The sequence below is a fragment of the Magnetospirillum sp. WYHS-4 genome (genome assembly GCA_039908345.1).
GTDB lineage: Bacteria > Pseudomonadota > Alphaproteobacteria > Rhodospirillales > GLO-3 > JAMOBD01.
Genome location: JAMOBD010000037.1, coordinates 1 through 17,942, shown reverse-complemented (window position 1 = coordinate 17,942; position 17,942 = coordinate 1). Strand labels below are relative to the sequence as shown.

Below are 17,942 nucleotides of genomic sequence, written 5' to 3'. Positions count from 1 at the left end.
GCGCCGGTGTTGAGCCTTGTCGTCCCCACCCTGAACGCCGAAGCGGGCCTTGCCCGGATGCTGGAGACAGTCCGCGCCGGGGTAGACGACATCGTCGTCGCCGACGGCGGATCGACCGACCGCACCCTTGCCATCCCGGTCGGAACCCGGATCGTCGCCTGCCCGCCGGGGCGCGGGACCCAATTGGCGGCCGGCGCGGCGGCGGCCGGCGGCGACTGGCTGTTGTTCCTCCACGCCGATACCGTCCTGGCGACGGGCTGGCGGGAAGAAGCGGACCGCCACATGCGGGAGTCCCCGGACCGGGCCGCCGTCTTCCGCCTTGCCTTCGACGATTCCGCCGCCGCCGCTGAGCGCGTCGCCCGCTTGGCCAACTGGCGCGCCCGCACCTTCGGACTGCCCTACGGGGATCAGGGATTGCTGATTTCGCGCCGCCTCTACGACGCGGTGGGCGGCTTTCGGCCCCTGCCTTTGATGGAGGACGTGGACTTGGTCCGCCGCCTGGGCCGGTCCCGCCTCGCCTTCCTGGAAACGGCCGCCGTCACCTCGGCCGAACGCTATCGCCGGGACGGTTGGCTGCGCCGCCCGGCTCGCAACCTGTTCTGCCTGGGGCTCTACTTCCTGGGACTGCCGCCGCCCCTGATCGCCAAGATCTATCGGTCGCAGGAGGTGTCGAGGCCCAACAGGCCCTGCCAGTCCACCCAGCCATAGGCGACGCTGAACAGGAACAGGCCCAGGATCAGGCGGTAGACCACGAAGGGCGTGAAGGTGGACCGCTTCAGCCAGCCCATCAGCCCCCAGATGGCGACCAGGCCGGCGACGAAGGCCAGGCCGGCCCCCAGGATGGCGTCCTGGCCGATCCCGTTGCCCTGCTTGTAGAGTTCGTAGCCTTCCAGCAGGCCCGCCCCGAGGATGCCGGGTACCGACAGCAGCATGGAAAAGCGGGCCGCCGCGGCCCGTTCCATGCCCATCATGCGGGCCGCCGTGATAGTGATTCCGGAACGGCTGGTACCGGGAATCAGGGCCAGGCATTGGGCGAAACCGATGACCACGGCGTCGCCGTAGCCCAGGTGTTCGACGCGGCGCACCGTCATGCCGACGCGGTCGGCCACATAAAGCAGAATGCCGTACAGGGTCATGGTCCAGGCGACCACGGCGAGAGAGCGGATGCCCTCCGGCCAATAGTGCTTGACCAGAAGGCCGGCGGCCACCACGGGAACGGTGCCGACGATCAACAGCAGGGCGAGCTTGCCCGCCGGATCGCGCCGCCCGGCCATGAGCCGGAAGAAACCGGGGATCATCTCGGCGATGTCGCGCCAGAAGTAGGTCAAGACGGCACCCAGGGTCCCCACGTGCATGGCCACGTCCACGGCCAGTCCCTGGTCGGGCCAGCAGGTCAGGCGGGGCATGACCACCAGATGGCCCGACGACGAGATGGGCAGGAACTCCGTGACCCCTTGGATCAACGCCAGGATCGCCAGATTTTGAAGATCCAAGGGAAACTCCCGCTAGATGTTGCGGGCCCCTTATAACACCGGCCCCGCCGGACCTAAAGGCCCTTGACCCGGAAAAAGCGACGGATGGTTTCGGCGACGTAGATGCGCTGGGGCTTGCCCAGGCGCTCCCCCACGGGGATGGCGATCACGGCATCGCCTGCCCGTCCCGCCTTGCCGCGCGCCGCCGCCTCGGGCAGGCGGGTCGCGATGCCGCGCCGCTCCAGGTAGGTGCGCAGGCGGTCGCGGCGCCCGGTTCGCAAGGCATAACCGTCGAAGGCTTGGCGCTCCCCCGATTCCGCCTCGGGAAGGCCGGCCAGGCCCTTCAGGTGTTCGTCGTAGTAGCGGGCGTTCTCCTCGCGGCAGAGCAGGATGCCGTCCACCCGCTTGAGCCTTTGCACCAGCAGGGCCGCCTGCAGGGGATCGGGCGGCGCTTCGCCGCGCCCGGTGCGCAGTCGTTCCGCAAGTCCCGTGTCGTCGGTGACCACCAGCCCGGCCTCGCCCAGGCCGGCCAGCATGCCGCCGGGCCCCAGGTCGAAGCAGCCGGCGAGGCCACTGCCGCCCGCCTTGTGGCCCCGCCGTTCGGCGCCGAAGGACTTGGCGCCGTCCTCGATCACCGGCAGCCCGAGGTCCAGGTAGGCGTCCATGTCGCCCAGCCGGCCGCCCCAGTGGGTGGGCATGATGGCGCGGGTACGCGGCCCGATCAGGAACGGGAGCGCCGCCGGATCGACGCCGAGATCGTCGCCCGCAGGGCAGAAGACCGGCTTCGCCCCGGCCTGGCGGATGGCCCGCAAGGTGGCGGCGGACAGGAAGGGCGAGACGATGACTTCCGTCCCCCTGCCGATCCCCAGGGCCTGGAGAACGAGGCGGATCGCCTCGCCGCCCGAACGCAGCATGACCGCATGTTCGCGCCCCAGGCGGGCCGCGGCCTTGCGCTCCAGTTCGTCGGCCTCGGGGGAAGGGCAAAGCCTGCCGTGGTCGAGCACCTTCTCGACGGCCCGCAGCAGAGCCCGCCGCTCGCCCTCGCCTATGACCCGATGGTCGCAGAAAGGCACTTTCATGCCTGATTCTTAGCCCAGCCTGCCGTACAATGCCATCCATGAACACGCGCCGCGACCACTGGGAAGGCGTCTACGGGACCAAGTCGCCCTTGGAGGTAAGCTGGTACCAGTCCGCCCCCACCCTGTCCCTCGATCTCATCCGGGCCGCCGGTTTGAACCGGACGACGCCGTTGATCGACGTGGGCGGCGGGGCCTCGCCCCTGGCCGATGCCCTGCTGGCCGACGGCTTCGGTGACGTGACGGTGCTCGATATCTCGGCCGGCGCGCTCGACCAGGCCCGGCGGCGCCTGGGCGACAAGGGCGCGGGGGTGTGCTGGATCGCCGCCGACATCACCCTATGGCGCCCGGAACGCCGGTACGGCCTGTGGCACGACCGAGCGGTCTTCCATTTCCTTACCGAAGCGGCGGACCGCCGCCGTTACATGGCGGTTTTGAACGAAGCTCTTGCGCCCGGAGGGACGGTCGTCCTGGCCGCCTTCGCCCCCGAGGGACCGGAAAGATGCAGCGGCCTGCCGGTGATGCGCCACGGACCGGAAAGCTTCGCCGCGGAACTGGGCGGGAGCTTTTCGCTCCGGGATACGGTCTACGAGGACCACCCGACTCCGGCCGGCAAGACCCAACGCTTCTGCTATTGCCGTTTCCAGCTCACATCGTAAATCCCACCATCCGCTTGTGTCCCCTGATTGCCCGGCCTGGACGGTCCGATCTGGTCGGGCCCGCGGACACGGGATCGCGCGCTCCCGCGGGTCTTTCCCGGGGGAGCGCGGTTCCTGGAAATCGAGGCTTGGCCAGGAGCGGAAGTGTCCGTTCCCCTGCCTCCCGAAGGCGCCACCTACCGACTGCGGCGCGCCCCGGAAGGCGGGATCGAGCTGGAGGCCGTCCGGTAGTTCAGTGATGGCGGCCGTCGGTCTTGTTGTGGAGGGATTTGTCCTCGGTGGCGAAGTGACGGCCGAACCAGGAGGTCAGGCGCTGTCCGAGGCTGGTCCGCAAGCCGGGAGCTTGGCCGTCGCCCACGTCCTCGATGATTTCCCGGATCTGTTCCAGCAAATGGTCGTGGTCGGCCTTGTGCGCGGCATAGCGATCGTAACGGATGTCGCGCATGACTTTTTCCTCGAGGGCGAAGTGGGCCTCGATCAATCCGTCGATCTCGCCCAGGTAGCGGCGCACCTCGTCGCCCGAACAGCCGGCTTCGATCTTGCCGTATAGCTCGTTGATCAAGTTGATCAGGGTCTCGTGCTCGTAGTCGACGGACGCGAAACCGGTCCGGTATTCGGTCTTCCATTCAAGCAATGCCATTGGACCATCCTGATTGAAGGAGTGACGACGCCGGCTAGGGCGTCACGACGATCTTGCCGACCATTTTTTCGGATTCCCAGTGCGGGCCGCAGAGGTAGGGGAAATCGCCCGGACTGTCGAATTTCATGGACCAGCTTTCTTCGGGAAAATAGCGGGGACTTTCCTCCTGGCCCGCTTCCTTGAGCCAGACGCTGTGGCTGGTGCGGGCATCGACGTTGATGAAATGGACCGTGGTGCCCTTCCTGACCGTCAGCGTCTCGGGACAGAAACGGTACTTGTAGAGCAGAACGACGGCGTCGGTCGGGCCGGACGGCTTGGCGATGGCTAGGCCATCGTAGCGGACCTTAGCCTCGGCGCAGATCTTGGCGGTAAAGGCCTCATCCGCGACGGCCCCGCCCGACAGAGCCACGACCAGCACGGAGAGGCCGGCGAAAATCCATGGGTGCGCGTTCATGATATCCCTTTCCTCCGGCCGAAGGCCGGCCGCGAAATTTCGGATACCCATAATTTGTCATCTGGCGGTGGATTTTAAAGGCCACAGTCCGCCCACCCCTCGACCTTGGTCAAGTGGCAGGCGAAAAAAGACGCGGGGCATTGCCCCGCGTCTTCCTTTCCCCCGTCCGTCGTCGCGGCTACTTGCGGAACTTGGCGTGGCAAGCCTCGCAGGCCTTGTCGAGATTCTCGTATTTTTCCTTGAGGGCGGTGCCGGACGAGGTACTGCGCACCGAAACCATGAGCCCGTTCGCGGCATCCTTGGATTCGCCCAGGATCTTCATGAAGCCGTTCCAGTCGGTCCAGATTTCCGGCTTGGAATCGGACGGCGCCTTGCTGGGGCCGCCGGAGAAGGTCTTGGGCATGTCGTCCAATTCCGTGAGTAGCACCTGGACCGCATCGACGGCGTCCTGCTGGGCGAATTCCGCCTGTCCCCGGACCATGCGGCGCAGCGTCGCCATGGAGGAGCGAACGTCCTTCATGGACATCACACGCTTTTCGGCCAAGGCCTTGTCAGCCGCCTCGTCCGCCCAGGCCGGGCCGGCCGCCAAACCAAGAAGGACCGCGAACGCCCCCAGGGGGCGAAGAATCGTCTGTCTCCCGTGACTCATTTTCCTGTCTCCCGTGTCGACCCGTTCTTAAGGACGGGCTCAAGGCGATAGGGGAAAATACCATAGGTAAAAACACCATGGTACCCCCTATCGCTTGCTCACGGGAATTTGAGCCGGGAGATCAGCCGGTCACTTGCACCAAGCGCCCTGTTCGATCCAGCGGCCGAGCAGCAGGGTATTGGGATGGTTGGCCGCCTGCCCCGGATTGATGCCGGGCGGCATGCGGTTGTTGGTCAGACGCTGGTAGAGCGGACTGTCGTCGGCATGGGCAGGCACCACGATGGGCAGGCCGGGCTTGCCTTCCTTGCCGCGGGTGGTGGAGAAGGCCCCCTTCATGATCGACTCGTAGCTGGTCAGGTTGACTTCGTTGAAACTGGGCGGGTCGCGGAAAGACTGGTGGCATTCGATGCAGGCGGCGCTGCCGCCGAAGGCGTCGGCCTTGGCGAACAGGGGCAGGACCTGCTTTTGGAAGACCTCGTCGTTCTTGGCGCCGTCGTCGATCCACTTCTTCACCTTGGTGATGGAATCGGTGTCGACGGCCTGGAAGAAGGGTACGCCCAAGGGCATGCGGTTGTGCTGCAACCGTTGCATCAGTTGGCTCCGTTCCGGCTTGCCGGGGACGATCACCGGGCGGCGCGGTTCCTCGGTGACGCCGCGCAGAATGCCTTCGCAGGTGGATAGGTCGAGGCCGCGGTAGCTCTTGTTCGGGTCGTTGGAGCTATGGCAGACGATGCAGGCCGGCCCCTCGCCGAAGGCGTTCGGCGTGCGCATCAGGGTGGCGATGTAGTCGTAGGTAACCGGAATGTGGCGCTGTAGGACCAGGGCCTCGACCACCGCGTTGTCGCCGTGAATGTTGAGCTTGCCCAGCTTCATGTCCTTGTACATCTGCTGGGTCGCGCTGCCGCTCACATCCTTCTCGGCTGCGACGGGCGCCGGAGCCGTGACCGGGGCAGCAGCCGGCGCCGGCTTTGGATCGGCGGCGGCGGCGGAATGGACGGCCAAGCCCAAGGCGGCTGCGGCCACAAGCGCGGTGATGGGGGATTTCGACAAAGGACCCTCCTCAGGATGGAAAATAACGAAGAAATCATACCATAATTTTTTGAATTCTAAACTACCTGATCGAGTGGGATCTATCCGCTATCTGCCAAAATCCAGAAATAAAAAGGGCGAACCGAACCCGGTTCGCCCTTCAACTGAACTCGATAGCGACGAATTGTTACTTCTTTGCGGCGTTGATCTGGGCATCCGCCTTATCGAGGCCCAACTGGTATTCCAACGACACATGGTGGAACCGCGCGAAGCTGTAGTCGTCGTGGATCGCGAAGTTGACCATGTAGTCCTTGCCCGGCTCGATGGCCAGGGCTCCCGGCTCGTCCAGCTTGAGCGGACGAATCATGGTGACCACCCAGTTACCGCCTTCCAAGCCGCCCGAGAACTTGACCTTGTCGGTGGGCTTGAGGTCGCGCTGTTCGACGACGGTGCCGAACTCGGCCTTGTTGCCGCCACTCAGGTAACGGACGACGTCCATGGCTTGGCCGCCCTTCTTCAACGCGTCGATGTCGGCGGCGGGCTTCAGCTTGTCCCAGCCGCCGCGCGGCGAATTGCTCGTCTCGATGGCGCTGCGGCTTTCCCTGATGTACTTGGTGACGCCGGTCGCCAGGTTGAGGCGCGCCGCGGCATCGCCTGCCGGGCTTTTGGGATGGTCGGGCATGAAGCGGGAGTCGTGGTGGCAGGTCATCCAGCAGCCCGCCTGGCCGGCCATCTCGACTTTGTCGGCCGGCACCAGCATGACGGCCAGCTTGGTCTGGTTGGCGGCGTCCATCTTGCCGCCGTCGACGAAGGGCGCCGGGGCGTGGGGGGTGTCGGGCCACTGGAAGCGCATGAGCAGGTTGTTGCCGTCGTTGGCCGCCTTGACATTCATCGTGATGGCCGCCCGCTTGCCCGGAATGACCATGGCTTTGTCCTCGGCCTTCTCGCCGGAGACCATCTTGGCGCCCATCTGGGCCTGTTCGCCCTCGTGGCAACCGGTGCAGCGGTCGCCCGCCTTGACGAAGGCGCGGGCGCCGCCGTGGTCGGTGCCCTTGGAAACCCACTCGATGGAAGTCTGGCCGGGGAAGAACAGCGCGATGTCCTTGCCTGGGACGCCGTTCCAGTCGATACCGCCGGACGTGCCGCCGACGGCGGGAGCCGTGACCGGCGCCGGAGCCGGAGCCGGAACATCGGTCGTCGTGGCGGCGGCAGCCGGCATCGCCGCGCGCGGATCGGTGACGTCGAGCCGGCGCGGATCGGACTTGCCGTCATAGGGATTGTCGTTCTCGCCCAACAGGGTATGGACGGCCCGATGCGCGATGCCCTTGTGGCAGTCGATGCAGGTCATGCCGTCCTTCTGGGCGTTCTGGTGCTGCTTCCAGGCCCGCTGCTTCTGCTTGGAATCGGTCATGGCCTGCCAGGAATGGCAGTTGCGGCATTCCCGCGAGTCGGTGTCCTTCATGTTCTTCCAGACTTTCTTGGCCAACGTCAGGCGCTTGGCCTCGAACTTGTCCAGGGTGTTCACCGTTCCGAGCAGCCAGTGATAGATTTCCAGGGAAGCCTGAATCTTGCGGACGAACTTGTGCACCCAGGGATCGGGCACGTGGCAGTCGGAGCAGATGGCCCGCACGCCCGAGCGGTTCTGGAAGTGGACGGTCTTCTGGTATTCCGGATAGACCGCCTGATCCATCTCGTGGCACGAGATGCAGAAGGGCATGCTGTTGGTCGCTTCCATGGCCGTGTTGTAGGCACCCCAGAACAGGATGCCGACCACGAAAAAGACTGCCGCGGCGCCCAAGGGCGCCCCCAAAACCCGCATGCGCATCAAGCGTGCGAGCTTGCTGTTGTCGCTCATCGGTTTTTCCCCGCCAAGAACACGACCTTCCCCTCACCGCTTCGGCTTCCCCCCCAAGGCTGGCCGGCGCGAGCTAGGCAATGGGCAAGGAAGATAGCGAACCCCGTTACGACCAGACTTGAGTCAAGTCAAGTGCCCTGCCCGAAAAGATGGGGAAAAGCCCAACTATTTTGTGACCCTTCCGGATACGTTGAACTTCCCGGTCGGAGTCTCCAGCCCGCCGATGCGCGCCTTCTCCTTCAAGGTGGCGCTGTCGTAGACCACGACTTCCCCCTTCTGGCGTTCGGCCTTGCGGCCTTTGGCCCATACGGAAATCCACACCTCCGAGCCGTCGTGATTGAATTCGGGATGCAGGGCGACCCCTTTGGGATGGGCGGTAACCTTGAGGGTCTCGACCACTTGGCGTCGCCGGGTATCCAGCACCTTGATGCCCGAAGCCACCTCCACGTCCGGATGCAGGGCCTGGTCGGCAAATACGTGGGGTGAGTTGGGATGGCCCCGGAGGAACAGGCCCGGCCCTTCCAGCGGCAAGCTGTAGCAGAGCTTCCAGGCCATCTCCGGATGGCCCTTGGGATCGTTGCCCCAGACCGAGATGCGGCCTTGCCCCATGTGCACGGTGGCCCCGACCGGCCCGCACTGGGCATCGATCCAGTTGGCGCCAGGGCCCGGATGGGGCTTGCGGCCGGTTTCCAGCTGGCCCACCAGCTTGCGGGTCTGGCTGTCGACGAAGACCATGGCGTTGGAGGCGTTGGCCGCCACCTGGAAGAAGCGCTCCGTGGGATCGAAAAAGCCGTCGTGCAGGAAGCGGGCGGAATCGATCATCTCGATGCGCAGGTTGCGCAGGTCCGAATAATCCACCTGCCAGACCTGCCCCAATTCCTTGACCGCCACCATCCAGGTGGGACCGGCGGGGCTGGCGGCCAGGGCGGCGACGCGGGCCTCGCGCACGAAGCGCCCTTCCACGTCCATGCCGGAGGTGGAAACCACCTTGAGCGGTTCCAGGGTTTCCGTGTCGACGATGACGAAATGGGGCGGCCAGAAGCCGCCGGCGACCAGATAGCGGTCCTTCTGCGTTCCGAAGCGTGCCACGGCGATGCCGCGCGCGTCGTAGGCCACCTGGACCTCGGCCATGATACGCGGCGGATCGGACCACAGGTCCATCTTGGTCAGACGCCCGTCGCGGCCGATGGAAAACCAGTAGCGGCCGTCGCTGGTGCCTTCCGCCACGTGGACCGCGTAGCCGGTATCGATCTCGGCCACCACGTCTTTGCGATCGCCGTCCAGGATCGCCACCTTGCCGGCGTCGCGCAGGATGGTGACGAAGAAGTTCTTCCAGTTGCGGCCATGCTGGGGGGCCTTGGGCGCATCCTCGGGCCGCACCAGTTCGCGCCGGGTTTTCTTCATGTCGGCCAAGCTCATCTCGGGCGGCACCGGCACCGGCATCCGGACGTAGGTAGCCAGGCGGGCGATCTCGTCCTTCGTGAAGGTATCGTCGAATCCGTTCATGCCGCCATCGGTGCCCTGGGCGATGATGCGTTCCAGCTTCTCCTGGCCCAGCTTGCGGGCGGCGACCGGCTCCAGGCTGCGGCCCGTGGCGCCGCGGCGCAGAACCCCGTGGCAGCCGGCGCAATGCTGGAAGTAGTGCATGCGTGCCGCTTCGAATTCGGCGGGGGCCAGCCGGGGCTCTTCCCCCGAATCGGCTGCCTCCCCAGGGGCCGGCGCCATCAGCGCCGCCGCCAGGACGAGTGGATGGCTCCAATGCCGCATGACTTGCTCCCGATGTTCCGTCGCGGAGGTTAGCCTGTCGCCGCGCCGGAGGCCACGCCATTGACCCAGATCATTCTTCACGATTCCTTGAAAAGATAGCCTAGTGCCGGGAAACATGCTTGATTGGGAAAAACCCCGTAAGGGGACCCGAGACCAAGGTATGGATGGGAGGAGCCCTTTGGCGGAAGTCGGACGCGTCTTTCTGGTTGGGGCAGGGCCGGGCGATCCCGATCTGCTGACCGTCAAGGCGCAGCGTCTGCTGAGAGAGGCGGAGGCCGTGGTCTACGACCGCTTGGTGGCCCCCGAGATCCTTGACCATGTACCGTCTTCGGCAATCAAGGTATTCGTCGGCAAGGAAGGAGCCCGCCATCCGGTTCCCCAGGCCGAGATCAACGCCATCCTGGCCGGCCTCGCCCGCGAAGGCCGCAAGGTGGTGCGCCTGAAGGGCGGCGATCCGTTCATCTTCGGGCGCGGCAGCGAAGAAGCCCTTCATCTGGCCCGCGAAGGCATTCCCTTCGAGGTGGTGCCCGGCATCACCGCGGCAGCGGGAATCGGTGCCGCGCTCGGCCTGCCCCTTACCCACCGCAGCTTGGCGACCGGCGTGCGATTCGTCACCGCTCACAAGCGGACGGCCGGCGAGTTGGATATCGACTGGGACCGCTTGTCCGATCCGGACACGACCCTAGTGTTCTACATGGGCCTGGAAGCGCTGCCCGAAATCGTCGCCCGGTTGATCGCCCACGGCTTGCCGGCGGAAACCCCGGCGGCGGCCATCGCGCGAGGGACCACGCCGGATCAGCGTCAGTGCCTGTCCACCCTGGCGGCGCTGCCCGAAGCGGTGGGGGGCCTGAAGCTGGAGACCCCGGTGTTGTTCGTCATCGGCCGGGTGGCCGCGCTGGTGCGCGCGCTCAACTGGCAGGGCCTGTCCATCGAGGGCGAGACCCAATCCTTCCCGGAGCTTTCCGCCCATGCGTAACGCGGCCGCGGTCGGCATGCTGCTGCTTGCGGCGACTCCGGCGTCGGCCGAGCCGGACGCAGCCCGCCAGAAGGAATTGCTGTATTTGCTCAAGCACGATTGCGGCTCCTGCCACGGCATGACCCTCAAGGGCGGCCTGGGGGCGCCCCTGTTGCCGGAGATCCTGGCCCAGCGCAGGGACGACGAGTTGCTGGCCTCCATCCTGGACGGCATGCCCGGCACCGCCATGCCTCCGTGGCGGCCGCTGCTGTCCCCGGACGAAGCGCTGTTCCTCGTCGGGGCCCTGCGGAGGGGCGGGTTGGAATGATCGGAAGGAACTTGTCCATGCGCCGTCTGATTCCCCTATTTCTGGCCGCCGGCCTTTCCGCCTGCGCCGAAAGCCGCGCCACCGGCGATCTGGGCTTGGTGATCGAGCGGGCCGACAGTTCGGTCCTTCTGGTCAATACCACCCGTCACGAACGCCTGGCCCGCATCGGCGGGCTGGGCGATCTGTCCCACGCGTCGCTGGTCTATTCCCGCGACGAACGCTACGCCTACGTCTTCGGGCGCGACGGCGGGCTGACCAAGGTCGACCTGCTGACCGAAAGCGTGGTCAAGCGTGCCGTCCAGGGCGGCAATTCCATCGGCGGCGCCATTTCCCAGGACGGCCGCCTGGTGGCGGTGTCCAACTACGAGCCGGGCGGCGTGCGCGTCTTCGATGCCGGGACCTTGGAGATGGTGGCCGACATTCCCACCGTCGGCACCGACGGCAAGCCGTCCAAGACCGTGGGCTTGGTCGACGTGCCCGGCCAAAAGTTCGTGGTCAGCCTGTTCGAAGCCGGCGAGATCTGGCTGATCGACATGAAGAATCCCCGCCAGCCGGGCATCCGCAAGTACACCGATATCGGCAAGCTGCCCTACGACGCCCTCATCACCGCCGATGGCCGCTACTACCTGGCCGGCCTGTTCGGCGAGGACGGGCTGGCGATGCTGGACCTGTGGAATCCCGACAGGGGGGTGCGGCGGGTTCTCGACCACTACGGCAAGGGCGAGGAAAAGCTGCCGGTCTACAAGATGCCCCACCTGGAAGGCTGGACGATCGCCGGCAACGAGGCCTTCGTGCCCGCCGTCGGGCGCCACGAGGTGCTGGTAGTCGATTTATCCACCTGGAAGGAAGTGGGGCGCATCCCGGTGCGCGGCCAGCCGATCTTCGTGGTCGGCCGCCCCGACGGCCGCCAGGCGTGGGTCAACTTCGCCCTGCCGCACAACGATTCGGTCCAGGTGATCGACGTGCCCAGCCGCAAGATCGTCAAGGAAATCAAGCCGGGCAAGGGCGTTTTGCACATGGAATTCGCCCCGCGCGGCCACGAGGTCTGGCTGAGCGTCCGCGATTCCGACAAGGTGGTGGTCTATGACACCGAGACCCTGGAGCCGGTGGCCGAACTGCCCGCCTTGAAGCCGTCCGGCATCTTCTTCACCCCCAGGGCGCATCGTTCGGGATTGTGATGGCCAGGGCGCGCACCGAACTGGAACGGCGATTGCTGGACGAGTTCCAGCGGGACTTCCCGCTGGAGCCCCGCCCCTTCGCCGCCGTGGCGGAACGCCTGGGCGTCGACGAGGCCACGGTCATCGCCACCCTGGGCCGCCTGAAGGACGAAGGCTCGGTCAGCCGGGTGGGCGCCGTGTTCCGGCCGGGCGGCGTGGGCGAAAGCACCCTGGCCGCCATGGCGGTGCCCGTCGAGGACCTGCCCTACGTGGCCCAGTTGGTCAACGAGTACGAGGAAGTGAACCACAACTACGAGCGCGAGCACCGCCTGAACCTGTGGTTCGTCGTCTGCGGCCCCGATCGGGCGCGGGTGGAAGCGGTCCTGCGCGACATCTCGACCCGCACCGGCCTGGCCGTTCTGGACCTGCCCATGGTGCAGGACTACCACCTGGATCTGGGGTTTCCGCTCAGATGGAACTGACCGCCAAGGAAAAGGCCCTGGTCACGGCCCTGGGCGGCGGCCTGCCCCTGGTGTCCGACCCTTACGCCGAACTGGGGCGCCGGGTGGGCCTGAGCGAAGGCGAGACGATCGCCGTCATCGCCCGCCTGAGGGAGGCGGGCCTCATCAAGCGCTTCGGCGTGGTGGTCCGTCATCATGAATTGGGCTACCGCTCCAATGCCATGGTGGTCTGGGACATCCCCGACGCGCGGGTGGAGGAGATCGGGCGCCGCTTCAGCGCCTTCGATTTCGTCACCCTCTGCTACCAGCGTCCCCGCCGTCCGCCCGAATGGCCCTACAACCTGTTCTGCATGGTGCATGGCCGCGAACGGGACGTGGTGCTGGGCCAGGTCGAGGAACTGGCGGAAACCTGCGGCCTGGCCGGCGTGAAGCGCGAAGTGCTGTTTTCCACCCGCCGCTTCAAGCAACGCGGCGCCGTCTACTGCCTGGCGCCGGAGACGGCGGCATGACGCGGGAAACGAAGGCGACCCTCGACGAAGCCGACCGCGCCATCGTCAACGCCTTGCAGGGCGGCTTTCCCCTGGTGGACGAACCGTTTGCCGAAGTCGGTTCCCGCCTGGGCCTGCCGACGGACGAGGTGATCGAGCGCATCCGCCGCATGCTGGACGACGGCATCCTCTCCCGCTTCGGGCCCATGTACCATGCCGAGCGCCTGGGCGGCGGGCTGACGCTCGCGGCTCTCAGGGTGCCGGCGGAGCGCTACGAGGAAGTGGCGGCCATCGTCAACGCCTTTCCCGAGGTGGCCCACAACTACGCCCGCGAGCACGATCTCAACATGTGGTTCGTGCTGGCGACCGAGACGCCGGAAGGCATCGCCGATACCGTCGGCCGCATCGAGGCGGCAACCGGTCTGACAGTCTACAACATGCCCAAGCGGGAGGAATTCTTCGTCGGCCTGAGGTTCGAGGCATGATCGACGAAACCGACCGCAGGATCATCCGGGCGACCCAGGAAGGCCTGCCGCTGGAGGCCCGGCCCTACCACCGCATCGCCGCCGACCTGGGCCTGGAGCCGGCCGAGGTCATGCGCCGCCTGGGACGCATGCTCGAAGACGGCGTCATCCGCCGCATCGGCGTGGTGCCCAACCATTATGCGCTGGGTTACAAGGCCAACGGCATGACCTGCTGGGACATTCCCGACGACCGCATCCGGGATGCCGGCGCCAATGTGGGGGCGCTCGACTTCGTCAGCCATTGCTACTGGCGGCCGCGCCATCTGCCTTATTGGCCCTACAACCTGTTCGCCATGGTGCACGGGCGCGACAAGGCTTCCGTCGAGGCGCAGGTGGAAATCATCGCCCGCCTGCTTGGACCCGACGACCGCGGCCACCAGATTCTCTACAGCACCCGCATCCTGAAGAAGACCGGCATGAGGATCGGATAGATGTTCCGCCTGACCCATCTGCTGCGCGAACTGGACGAACCCACCCCGGTCAGGCCGCACCGCGACCCGCCCGGCCCGGTGGTGGTCTGGAACCTGCTGCGCCGCTGCAACCTGGGCTGCAAGCACTGCTACGCCGCCGCCTCCGACAAGGATTTCAAGGGCGAACTGACGACGCCCGAAATCCATGCGGCGATGGACGACCTGCGGGCCTTCCGGGTGCCGGTGCTGATCCTGTCGGGCGGTGAGCCCCTTTTGCATCCCGACATCTTCCCGATTTCCCGGCGGGCGCGCGAGATGGGCTTCTATGTGGCGCTTTCGTCCAACGGCACCCTGATCGACGAAGGGAACATCGGCGATATCGCCGCCATCGGCTACGATTACGTGGGCATCAGCCTGGACGGCATCGGCGCCACCAACGACCGCTTCCGGGTGCTGGACGGCGCCTACGACGCGGCGCTCAAGGGTATCCGGCTTTGCCGCAAGGCGGGGATCAAGGTGGGGCTCCGCTTCACCATGACCATGGACAACGCCCACGAACTGCCGGCCATCCTCAGGCTGCTGGAAGACGAGGGGGTGCAGAAGTTCTACCTGTCGCACCTGAATTACGCCGGGCGCGGCAACGCCAACCGCGACGACGACGCCTACCACGCCGTCACCCGCCAGGCCATGGACCTGCTGTTCGAGACCTGCCGCCGCCTGCAAAAGAATGGCGACGAGAAGGAATTCGTCACCGGCAACAACGACGCCGACGGCGTCTACCTGCTGCATTGGGTGCGCAGGCATTTCCCCGACCGGGCCGAACACATGCGGGGCAAGCTGGAGCAGTGGGGCGGCAACGCGACCGGCATCAACGTCGCCAACATCGACAACCTGGGCAACGTGCACCCCGACACCATGTGGTGGCACCGCATCCTCGGCAATGTGCGCGAGCGGCCCTTCTCGGCAATCTGGACCGACACCTCCGACCCCATCATGGCCGGCCTGAAGCGCCGCCCCCGGCAGGTGGGCGGGCGTTGCGCCCGCTGCGCCCACTTCGCCATCTGCAACGGCAACACGCGCGTGCGCGCCGAACGCCTCTACGGCGACCCATGGGCCGAAGATCCGGGGTGCTACCTGACCGCAGCGGAGATCCAGCAATTCTAAATCGATACATGGATGTGCTGCGGGAGCGGTGCGGGGCGTTGCCGGACAAGCAGTCTGGCAGCAACACGCGTTTCAAATCGGGGGACACAATACGTATTCGCCGCCTGCTCAGCGCGGGTTCCGTCCCGCCTTGCGATTCTCCGGCAGATTCGCCCGCACAGTCACGACATTCTGTCGGCATCGCTCTTGCCCGTAGTTGCCAAGGGGCCTAGGCTGAAGCCTCCCCTTCCGCAACACGGTCACGGCTTTGAACAAGAAACACGGCCCCCAGCCCCCCGTTCCCTTTCCCTCGCGGGACGCCATCCTGGAATTCATCCGCGAAAGCCCGGGCCGGGTCGGCAAGCGCGAGATCGCGCGCGCCTTCGACCTGAGGGGCGACCAGCGCCAGGAACTGAAGCGCCTGCTGCGCGAGTTGGAGGGCGAGGGCCAGGTGGACAAGGGGCGCGGGCGCCGCTTCGCCCAGCCGGGCACCTTGCCGGAAGTCACCCTGGTCATCGTGTCCGGCATCGACGTCGACGGCGAGGTCCTGGCCCGGCCCCAGAACTGGAACGAGGAAGACGGCCCGCCGCCCACCATCTACATGGCGCCCCAGCGCCACGGCGAGCAGGCCCTGGGGGTGGGCGACCGGGTGCTGGCGCGACTGTCCCGCCTGTCCGACCGCAACTATGAAGGCAAGACCATCCGGCGCATCGCCGCCGCGCCCCCGCGCGTACTGGGCATCTTCCACGCCCGGCCGGAGGGGGGCGGGCGCGTCCATCCCTCCGACAAGCGCCACCGCACCGACCTGATGGTCGCCAAGGGCGACGAAGGGGGGGCCCGCGAAGGCGACCTGGTACGGGCCGAGATCCTGCCCGCCAAGCGCCTGGGCCTGCGCTGGGGCAAGGTGACCGAATGCCTGCACGGCCCGGCCGCCGCCCGCACGGCCAGCCTGATCGCGCTCTACGACCACGACATCCCTTCGGTCTTTTCCGACGAGGCCCTGCGGGAGGCCGAGGCCATGGGGCCCGCCACCCTGGGCGAGCGGGAAGACCTGCGCGGCCTGGCTTTGGTCACCATCGACGGCGAGGACGCCCGCGACTTCGACGACGCCGTCTTCGCCGAACCCGACCCGGACCAGGACAAGAATCCGGGCGGCTGGCACTTGGTGGTCGCCATCGCCGACGTGGCCTGGTACGTGCGCCCCGGCATGGCCTTGGACGAGGATGCCTACCGGCGCGGCAACTCGGTCTACTTTCCCGACCGTTGCGTCCCCATGCTGCCCGAGGCGCTGTCCAACGGCTGGTGCTCCCTGAAGCCGGACGAAGACCGTCCGGTCCTGGCGGCGCACCTGTGGATCGACAAGGTCGGCAACCTGCTCCGGCACCGCTTCCTGCGCGGCCTGATGCGCTCCGTCGCCCGCCTCACCTACGCCCAGGTGCAGACCGCCGTCGAAGGCGGCGTCGACGAACTGACGGGGCCGCTGCTGGAGCCAGTCGTCAAGCCGCTCTACGGCGCCTACGCGGCACTGGCCGAGGCCCGGCTGGACCGCGGCGTCCTCGAATTGGACGTGCCGGAACGTCAAGTGATCCTGGACGACGAAGGCAACGTGGCGCGCATCGTCACCCGCGCCCGCTACGACAGCCACAAGCTGATCGAGGAGTTCATGATCCTCGCCAACGTGGCCGCCGCCCAGGCCCTGGAAGCCCATCGCCAGCCCTGCATGTACCGCATCCACGACGTCCCGGCCCTGGACAAGCTGGAATCCCTGCGCGAGTTCCTGGAAACGCTGGGCATCAAGTTCCCCAAGGGCCAGTCGGTGCAGCCGGCCACCTTCAACCGCATCCTGAAGAAGGTGGAAGGCACGCCTTACGCCCATCAGGTCAACGAGGTGGTGCTGCGCAGCCAGGCCCAGGCCGAATACGCCCCCGGCAACATCGGCCACTTCGGACTGGCCTTGCAGCGTTACTGTCACTTCACCTCGCCGATCCGCCGCTATCCCGACCTGCTGGTGCACCGGGCCCTGATCGCGGGGCTGGGTCTGGGCGAGGGCGGCCTGCCCAGGCATTCCGCCGATTTCGCCGAAGCCGGCCAGCACCTTTCGGGCACCGAGCGCCGCGCCGCCGCCGCCGAACGCGATGCGGTGGCCCGCTACGTGGCCGCCTACCTGTCGGGGCGCATCGGCGCCACCTTCGGCGGGCGCATTTCGGGCGTCACCCGCTTTGGGCTGTTCGTCACCCTGGACGAGATCGGCGGCGACGGGCTGATCCCCATCCAGACCCTGCCCGGCAACGACTACTGGGTCCACGACGAGGTCCGGCACCTGCTTACCGGACGGGCGAGCGGCATCGAATACCGCCTGGGCGACAGCCTCCAGGTGGTGCTGGAACAGGCCGACCCGATCACCGGCGGCATGATCCTCGCGGTAGCCGGAGGGGACAGCCACGCACCCCGGAAGCGTTGGGGCGCCACGCCTTCCCGGCCGCAGCCCCGCCGGCGGTCACGGTAAGGCGGCGCCGTCGTCCACGTCGACGAGGGTTTCCAGGAAAGCCACCTTCCAGCCCCTGGGCAGGCTGGCGAGGCTGTCGGCGAGCGCCTGGTCCGTCGACCAGCGTACGCGGGGAAACAGTGGCGGCAGCGCCCGGCGGCCCTTCAGGCCGACCAGCCAGTAGCCGCCGTCGGCCGCGGGGCCGAAGACCGCGTCGTGATGGCGGAGAGCCCGGAAGGCGGCGGCGACGTGGCGGGGCCGAAGGTCCGGGATGTCGGTGCCGACGATGGCGACCGGAGCCGGGCCCAGGCGGCGGAACGTCCGTTCCATGCGCCGTCCCAGGTCGCCCGTGCCCTGGCGAAGCCGGGGCAGGCCGGCGGGCCAGAAGCC

Annotated in this window: 20 protein-coding genes; 11 read left to right on the top strand and 9 right to left on the bottom strand. The window is 66.9% G+C overall.

Features of this window, described 5'->3' with window-relative positions:
* Positions 1-6 precede the first annotated feature (6 nt).
* Complete coding sequence (locus H7841_11400; GenBank protein MEO5337483.1) at positions 7-708, top strand: TIGR04283 family arsenosugar biosynthesis glycosyltransferase; 702 nt, start codon at positions 7-9, stop codon at positions 706-708.
* Here H7841_11400 and H7841_11395 read toward each other — a convergent pair.
* Positions 651-1,493 carry an undecaprenyl-diphosphate phosphatase gene (locus H7841_11395; GenBank protein ID MEO5337482.1) on the bottom strand — a complete coding sequence of 281 codons (843 nt, stop codon included), beginning with the start codon at positions 1,491-1,493 and terminating at the stop codon, positions 651-653. The genes H7841_11400 and H7841_11395 overlap by 58 nt on opposite strands.
* A gap of 53 nt (positions 1,494-1,546) precedes the next feature.
* On the bottom strand, positions 1,547-2,551 hold the full coding sequence (locus H7841_11390; protein MEO5337481.1) for a DegT/DnrJ/EryC1/StrS family aminotransferase: 1,005 nt from the start codon (positions 2,549-2,551) through the stop codon (positions 1,547-1,549).
* 38 nt (positions 2,552-2,589) lie between these two features.
* Between H7841_11390 and H7841_11385 the strand changes: the two genes are divergently transcribed.
* On the top strand, positions 2,590-3,207 hold the full coding sequence (locus H7841_11385) for a class I SAM-dependent methyltransferase (protein MEO5337480.1): 618 nt from the start codon (positions 2,590-2,592) through the stop codon (positions 3,205-3,207).
* A 232-nt stretch (positions 3,208-3,439) separates the two neighbouring features.
* Here the strand turns inward: H7841_11385 and H7841_11380 are convergent, their stop codons facing one another.
* The 6 genes from H7841_11380 to H7841_11355 form a co-directional block, all read right to left on the bottom strand.
* Positions 3,440-3,847 (bottom strand): hemerythrin family protein, encoded by a 408-nt coding sequence (locus tag H7841_11380; GenBank protein ID MEO5337479.1) that lies wholly within the window; start codon positions 3,845-3,847, stop codon positions 3,440-3,442.
* A 34-nt stretch (positions 3,848-3,881) separates the two neighbouring features.
* Positions 3,882-4,301: a plastocyanin/azurin family copper-binding protein gene (locus tag H7841_11375; GenBank protein MEO5337478.1), complete on the bottom strand. Its 420-nt coding sequence runs from the start codon at positions 4,299-4,301 to the stop codon at positions 3,882-3,884.
* Between the two features lie 178 nt (positions 4,302-4,479).
* Positions 4,480-4,950, bottom strand: coding sequence for a cytochrome c (locus H7841_11370; GenBank protein ID MEO5337477.1), 471 nt, complete (start codon positions 4,948-4,950; stop codon positions 4,480-4,482).
* 129 nt (positions 4,951-5,079) lie between these two features.
* Complete coding sequence (locus H7841_11365) at positions 5,080-6,000, bottom strand: hypothetical protein (GenBank protein ID MEO5337476.1); 921 nt, start codon at positions 5,998-6,000, stop codon at positions 5,080-5,082.
* A 166-nt stretch (positions 6,001-6,166) separates the two neighbouring features.
* Positions 6,167-7,834, bottom strand: a complete 1,668-nt coding sequence (locus H7841_11360) for a NapC/NirT family cytochrome c (protein MEO5337475.1) — start codon at positions 7,832-7,834, stop codon at positions 6,167-6,169.
* Positions 7,835-7,999: 165 nt separating this feature from the next.
* The gene (locus tag H7841_11355; GenBank protein ID MEO5337474.1) at positions 8,000-9,601 is read right to left on the bottom strand and encodes a nitrite reductase; all 1,602 of its coding nucleotides are present in this window, start codon (positions 9,599-9,601) and stop codon (positions 8,000-8,002) included.
* Between the two features lie 178 nt (positions 9,602-9,779).
* On the opposite strand from H7841_11355, the gene cobA reads away from it, so the two are divergent.
* From cobA to rnr, 9 genes are all read left to right on the top strand, one after another.
* Entirely contained in the window at positions 9,780-10,577 is a 798-nt protein-coding gene (gene cobA / locus H7841_11350; protein ID MEO5337473.1) for a uroporphyrinogen-III C-methyltransferase, read from the top strand.
* Positions 10,570-10,884: a cytochrome c gene (locus H7841_11345; protein MEO5337472.1), complete on the top strand. Its 315-nt coding sequence runs from the start codon at positions 10,570-10,572 to the stop codon at positions 10,882-10,884. The genes cobA and H7841_11345 overlap by 8 nt, the downstream gene beginning before the upstream one ends.
* A 17-nt stretch (positions 10,885-10,901) precedes the next feature.
* Positions 10,902-12,062, top strand: a complete 1,161-nt coding sequence (locus H7841_11340) for a protein nirF (GenBank protein ID MEO5337471.1) — start codon at positions 10,902-10,904, stop codon at positions 12,060-12,062.
* Positions 12,062-12,523 (top strand): AsnC family transcriptional regulator, encoded by a 462-nt coding sequence (locus H7841_11335; protein MEO5337470.1) that lies wholly within the window; start codon positions 12,062-12,064, stop codon positions 12,521-12,523. The genes H7841_11340 and H7841_11335 overlap by 1 nt, the downstream gene beginning before the upstream one ends.
* Positions 12,514-13,011 carry an AsnC family protein gene (locus H7841_11330; GenBank protein MEO5337469.1) on the top strand — a complete coding sequence of 166 codons (498 nt, stop codon included), beginning with the start codon at positions 12,514-12,516 and terminating at the stop codon, positions 13,009-13,011. Before H7841_11335 ends, H7841_11330 begins: the two co-directional genes overlap by 10 nt.
* A complete protein-coding gene (locus H7841_11325; protein ID MEO5337468.1) occupies positions 13,008-13,475 on the top strand; it encodes an AsnC family transcriptional regulator in 468 nt (155 codons plus the stop codon). Before H7841_11330 ends, H7841_11325 begins: the two co-directional genes overlap by 4 nt.
* The gene (locus H7841_11320; GenBank protein MEO5337467.1) at positions 13,472-13,945 is read left to right on the top strand and encodes an AsnC family transcriptional regulator; all 474 of its coding nucleotides are present in this window, start codon (positions 13,472-13,474) and stop codon (positions 13,943-13,945) included. Before H7841_11325 ends, H7841_11320 begins: the two co-directional genes overlap by 4 nt.
* Positions 13,946-15,088, top strand: coding sequence for a heme d1 biosynthesis radical SAM protein NirJ (nirJ, locus tag H7841_11315; protein MEO5337466.1), 1,143 nt, complete (start codon positions 13,946-13,948; stop codon positions 15,086-15,088).
* 247 nt (positions 15,089-15,335) lie between these two features.
* Positions 15,336-17,573, top strand: coding sequence for a ribonuclease R (gene rnr, locus H7841_11310; protein MEO5337465.1), 2,238 nt, complete (start codon positions 15,336-15,338; stop codon positions 17,571-17,573).
* Here the strand turns inward: rnr and H7841_11305 are convergent.
* On the bottom strand, positions 17,565-17,942 hold a 378-nt coding region (locus H7841_11305; protein MEO5337464.1), incomplete at its 5' end, for a DUF2064 domain-containing protein. The two genes, rnr and H7841_11305, sit on opposite strands and share 9 nt — an antisense overlap.

What these genes read in the sequence shown, in the direction of transcription:
- nirJ (MEO5337466.1), top strand. Translation starts at nt 13,946, where the DNA reads ATGTTCCGCCTGACCCATCTGCTGCGCGAACTGGACGAACCCACCCCG.
- H7841_11380 (MEO5337479.1), bottom strand. Translation starts at nt 3,847, where the DNA reads ATGGCATTGCTTGAATGGAAGACCGAATACCGGACCGGTTTCGCGTCC.
- H7841_11335 (MEO5337470.1), top strand. Translation starts at nt 12,062, where the DNA reads ATGGCCAGGGCGCGCACCGAACTGGAACGGCGATTGCTGGACGAGTTC.
- H7841_11355 (MEO5337474.1), bottom strand. Translation starts at nt 9,601, where the DNA reads ATGCGGCATTGGAGCCATCCACTCGTCCTGGCGGCGGCGCTGATGGCG.
- H7841_11360 (MEO5337475.1), bottom strand. Translation starts at nt 7,834, where the DNA reads ATGAGCGACAACAGCAAGCTCGCACGCTTGATGCGCATGCGGGTTTTG.
- H7841_11370 (MEO5337477.1), bottom strand. Translation starts at nt 4,950, where the DNA reads ATGAGTCACGGGAGACAGACGATTCTTCGCCCCCTGGGGGCGTTCGCG.
- H7841_11330 (MEO5337469.1), top strand. Translation starts at nt 12,514, where the DNA reads ATGGAACTGACCGCCAAGGAAAAGGCCCTGGTCACGGCCCTGGGCGGC.
- H7841_11325 (MEO5337468.1), top strand. Translation starts at nt 13,008, where the DNA reads ATGACGCGGGAAACGAAGGCGACCCTCGACGAAGCCGACCGCGCCATC.
- H7841_11320 (MEO5337467.1), top strand. Translation starts at nt 13,472, where the DNA reads ATGATCGACGAAACCGACCGCAGGATCATCCGGGCGACCCAGGAAGGC.
- H7841_11385 (MEO5337480.1), top strand. Translation starts at nt 2,590, where the DNA reads ATGAACACGCGCCGCGACCACTGGGAAGGCGTCTACGGGACCAAGTCG.
- H7841_11390 (MEO5337481.1), bottom strand. Translation starts at nt 2,551, where the DNA reads ATGAAAGTGCCTTTCTGCGACCATCGGGTCATAGGCGAGGGCGAGCGG.
- H7841_11340 (MEO5337471.1), top strand. Translation starts at nt 10,902, where the DNA reads ATGCGCCGTCTGATTCCCCTATTTCTGGCCGCCGGCCTTTCCGCCTGC.
- H7841_11345 (MEO5337472.1), top strand. Translation starts at nt 10,570, where the DNA reads ATGCGTAACGCGGCCGCGGTCGGCATGCTGCTGCTTGCGGCGACTCCG.
- H7841_11375 (MEO5337478.1), bottom strand. Translation starts at nt 4,301, where the DNA reads ATGAACGCGCACCCATGGATTTTCGCCGGCCTCTCCGTGCTGGTCGTG.